Genomic DNA, 4,587 nt, shown 5'->3' on the forward strand with positions numbered 1-4,587 from the left:
CAGGATCAACAGGAATTATCACCGGCGCAACGGGCAGGTTTGATGTTGCACCAGTTCACACGCTGGCTACGCATGTTACCCATGGATCGTGACATCACCGTCAGCCTACTCGCAAGCGAGTTGATTCTGGGTCCTGATCCATCTCGAGAAATGTAGAACGTACTAAAGCTTCCGCCGCTGACTTCAGTTCAACATTACGATTTGTTACCGCAGCTATAATTGGCTGGAACTGTCTTTGGCTGGCTTCCAGATAACGTTCCCGTAACTGGTCGAGATGGGTGTAATTGGTAATGGCTGCCTTGCTGACAGCATGTCCCATCAAGTACTTCCGATAATATTCTGGCATCCCGGCATTCATCATGGCGGTGCTAAATAGATGACGGAAATCTTTGAGAGTTGCCTTGGCTGGCCAGGATAACTGGCCAGCCAGGCGATGAAACTCATTCTCAATATGGTCGTATTTAATTCCACCTGCATCGTGGAGCAACTGATCCCGTATCTGCATGCCCGACTCTGCAGTGAGATTTGCAGTCTTTTGACAACGGCGCGAATATTCTTTTGTTAGCTGCTCCAGCGATTGATCCAATAAAGGCGGCTGTTCAGAGCCTTCAAAAACATTGCGACGCCGAATCAGCAATCCTGTTTCTGTATTTTCAGAGCCATCCTCCAGAATCGCCCGGATCGGTTCGAGCAGAGGTAACCTTTTATCACGCCTGCCTTTGGTCGTATAACTGATTTGGGGCAGGCAAATCACCTTTAACCAACCATCTGCAGTCAGGTTTTCCCGGAAAAGAAAACAAGGTTCCGAAGCCCTCAGACCATAGAAAATCAATAACACAAACAGGTGAAGTTGGTAACTGTCGCACTTTTTCAAAAACTCAACCACCATTGGGATTGTAATATCGGGCTCCCCGAACAGATCAGGGGCAACCGAGGCGGACTGACGAACTTTTCCCTGAAAGGGATTTCGGAAGCCTGATGGCATCAGATTTCCACGATCAGGGTCGGCCGCCCAGATATACATCCCCCGGACCACATCCAGTACGTAATCAGTCGAGGACATTGTCTGTTTCTGCGTATTGGGATGCCCATTGGAAGAAACCTGCAGATTCTTCAAGTATGTTTGAAACCGTAAAACCAGATCACGATTGACATTAGTGATAGACGGGTATGCCGTCGTTATCAGTGGTTGTTGAATAAAAGTATGGTAATGCTCTAGTGCTGAAGCATATCGCCTGACCGTTTTGGGAGCGATTTCACCAGCATCGGCTCGACGTTGTAGGTGATTTTGATAGAGGTCGAGTAGACTCTGGTGCTTTAGTTTCCCTCGCCCTAACCCGGATGAGCGGAAGTGTTTAAGACGCTCCTCGATTTCCCGGGCACGAAATATAGCACTTACCAGATCACCGTCGACCCGTTCTGTGAGATTTTTCTTTGCAGCAGGGTCCCAGAACTGAAGCCGAAAGTAGTCGTTTTGCCTGTAAATACGTACTTTTTGTGGCGGTTCGATTCCGTCCGGGAATTTCGCGATGCGAGTCCAGCGATGTTTGGCTTTATATTTATCACACCAGATTGAACTCTTAGAAACAGGTTCCACTTGTTTCTTGCAACTATTTTCAGGTGGAATACTCTTTTTTTTACGAACCATGTGACGTGTCTTTAAACTGTCCCTGTATTTTCATTACGAATAAGATTTCTTCCGATGAAAATCTTTCTGTCGGGGTCAGCATAAAAATTGACGTTCACAACTCGCTTACAAAACGCCATGATATTTGTAAGAATTTGGTCACAATATTTAATTAAAGAACGCGCGACAGTAGGAATGGCACAACATCATTATGAAATCGTGGCAATTGGCAGTGCGAAGACTCGACAGCATTATCCCCCGGGCAGACAAACCAAATCATGAATTTCCTAACGCGAAGCTACAAGCTTGTCTCAGGAATGATGTCTGCCCTGCTGTTGAAGAATATAGCCAGCGTCTAAGGTTTAGAGATTATGCTAACTGGCCGCTGAGCACATTGATGCCCGGAGCGGATACGCCGGAACGTCGATTGATTGAGTCTCTGGAACAAGGCATCTTGGACTGCGCTAAATCCTTATCTAAATTAACTACGAAAAATCTGGTTCGTAAAAATCTAGAAGACCAGAATCCTCACCGACTAACCGTGAGGGAAGAGACTGTCGAAATTACTGCGACCCGCCCGGACAGAAAAACTGGATGGCCCAATGATTTAGAACTTATCCTGTCGCAAATTAAATATCTGTCTCAAATCAGCGAATTACCATTAGTAAACAGTTCAGATTATTTTGCCCCAGTACAGGAATTTACTGAGGATGTTGATGGAAACAAAGTCCAACGTGGTGGACTTATTATTGCATTCAATCATGAGCTAGACCCTGTGGGAAATTTTATCGTCCGCTGTTTACTGGAACGGACCCAGCAGTGGTATGAGATTGTATCCAAAGTAAGAGCGATGACTATTAAAGCCATCAAAGCAACGAGGTATCCCTATCGAAAGTTAGTCGATCAACTTGAAGACGATTGGAAAAAACTGGAGGCCGACTGGTCGGAGTGTCAACATCTGTTAAAAAGCGGTAAACAGAATCGTTTAATCAACTCAGCAGTCATACTTACCCAGATCTATGCAGCTTTTGGACTGAAACCTCAATTGGACTGGTTGTCACTTCCTGAAAAATATCTGAACAATGGAATCGAGTCTATCAGAAACAGGCTGACTGCATTCCTGAATAAAGAAACAACAGACCGGATTGCCCATGCTTTGAGCGATATGAAAGATCTATATGGGAAAAATGAACAGCAAACTGATGGCCTAGAAGAAGTGATAGCGAGAGGCGGTTTGGTATTAATCAAGGATGCTGGAAAAGTCTATTGGGAAAAGAAGATCATTTTTCATAAGCTCAGCGGCATTTCATGGAAGTTTCTATATTCACTGGCCAAAAATGCAAAATATAGAGCCTGTGTAACTGAAAAAGATTTATATCCTGACAATTCAGTTTCTCCATCTACAATGTCAACAAACTGGAGTCGATTAAGTGAACTCCTGCCAGATTCACTACTTAAACTTATAGAAAATGGTTCTGAACCTCGATCCTACATACTCATGCTGGATCCATCGCGAATACACATTTTTTAAAATGTAGTAACTCTCACTGAAGTGAAAAGAACCACTATCGAGATCAATTGTAATTGCGATCGCTTAAACTACAATCGCATCGAATTTTTCTTTCTTATTCACCTACCTGTGTCTAAAGCCACTCTGGCTTTCTGTCGAAATTCCCCCTGATGGGGCAGCCAGAGAGGGCTCAACCAGTTTTCTGCACAGGGCAGCATACTTCAGTCGATCTATTCAGAACTCTTGCAGAGATCATCTGCGTCGCCTCTGTTCTGTTGCTATATCGCCAACAACTCCTCTGATCACTGAACATTGTTTGACTGAATACTGAATCCCCTCTTTAAGATTACAGTACAGTCCCCTTCCCACGTTCAGAATTATTCATTTTCTGAATATCGCCCCAAACTCTTACAAAAATCTCTCACATTTGTAAGAGGTCTGTGAACGACATTCCCTACATTTTGAGTCTGGAGAGACACTCCAGGCTCCTTACTTTCAAGGAGAAGACATGAGTGACTCTAGTAACGAACCGACCAACAAAAATGTCGATCTACTCTCAACTCCAGAAAAGCTGGAGAGGGTGGCAAATCTGGTTGCTGAAGGAGAGTTTCCTTTTCCGACTGATATCCCACCTGATCAGCAGACCATATTAGCTGCTGAGGTAAGAAAAAGACGGCATCAAAGGTTGGTCAAATTTATCTCTCGGTTGATTGCCAAAGAACTGCATCAACCAAAAAGTCCTTTGAAAGGAGGCACCAAAAATGAAAAAATTCAAATTCGATCATCAATCCCAGTACAGGGTCGTGATTTATTTGAGAATGAGTGACAAAAAACAAAACCAGCGTTCACCTGATCAGCAGGAATATGAAATCAATCAGGCACTGAAACGACTGGGTTTGACTTGGATCGTAGTAAAAGTGTATCGCGATGACTACAAGAGTGGTCGGTATGAAAGAAAACGGTCCGGCTACATGCAGATGATGCACGATATCAAAAGTGGCTTAATGAAAGTCGATTTGATATTAGTAGATACAGCAGAGAGATTTGGTCGGTTAGATAATTTCCAAGCCATACGTGACGAACTACAAAAAAAGCATGGAGTACTGATTCTCACGGCTGAATCATATTTTGCTGACCCTACAACCCCACAGGGTAAAGCTTATTCAGCTTTCGATTCCTTACGTGCTTCCGAGGAAAATCGGATTAAATCTCATCAGGTTATTCGCGGAAAACGTGACCAAGTTCTAGAGGGTTTCTGGCCGGGGGGCCCTAAACCGTTCGGGTATGCCATCGTTCCGGTCTTTGAGGAACGAAATGGTATTAAAGTAAAAATCGGATCAAAGCTGGAACCACTGCCTGAGGAAGTTTCAGTGATCCGAATTCTCTTTGAACATGCTGACCAGACGGGGTATGGACCAAATCGACTGACCAGGTATTTGAATGAGCATCC

4 protein-coding genes are annotated in these 4,587 nt (G+C 44.2%); 3 read left to right on the top strand and 1 reads right to left on the bottom strand.

The window, feature by feature from the left end; translation table 11 throughout:
• Positions 1 to 100: 100 nt before the first annotated feature.
• Positions 101 to 1,648, bottom strand: a complete 1,548-nt coding sequence (locus tag Q0668_RS14480) for a tyrosine-type recombinase/integrase (RefSeq protein WP_298865903.1) — start codon at positions 1,646 to 1,648, stop codon at positions 101 to 103.
• Positions 1,649 to 1,838: 190 nt separating this feature from the next.
• On the opposite strand from Q0668_RS14480, the gene Q0668_RS14485 reads away from it, so the two are divergent.
• From Q0668_RS14485 to Q0668_RS14495, 3 genes are all read left to right on the top strand, one after another.
• Entirely contained in the window at positions 1,839 to 3,158 is a 1,320-nt protein-coding gene (locus Q0668_RS14485) for a hypothetical protein (protein WP_298865905.1), read from the top strand.
• A gap of 487 nt (positions 3,159 to 3,645) precedes the next feature.
• Positions 3,646 to 3,963 carry a hypothetical protein gene (locus Q0668_RS14490; RefSeq protein ID WP_298865907.1) on the top strand — a complete coding sequence of 106 codons (318 nt, stop codon included), beginning with the start codon at positions 3,646 to 3,648 and terminating at the stop codon, positions 3,961 to 3,963.
• Positions 3,956 to 4,587 (top strand): recombinase family protein (locus tag Q0668_RS14495; protein WP_298865909.1); only part of this gene is annotated, 632 nt, incomplete at its 3' end. The genes Q0668_RS14490 and Q0668_RS14495, both read left to right, overlap by 8 nt.

Source organism: uncultured Gimesia sp. (genome assembly GCF_937910335.1).
GTDB lineage: Bacteria > Planctomycetota > Planctomycetia > Planctomycetales > Planctomycetaceae > Gimesia.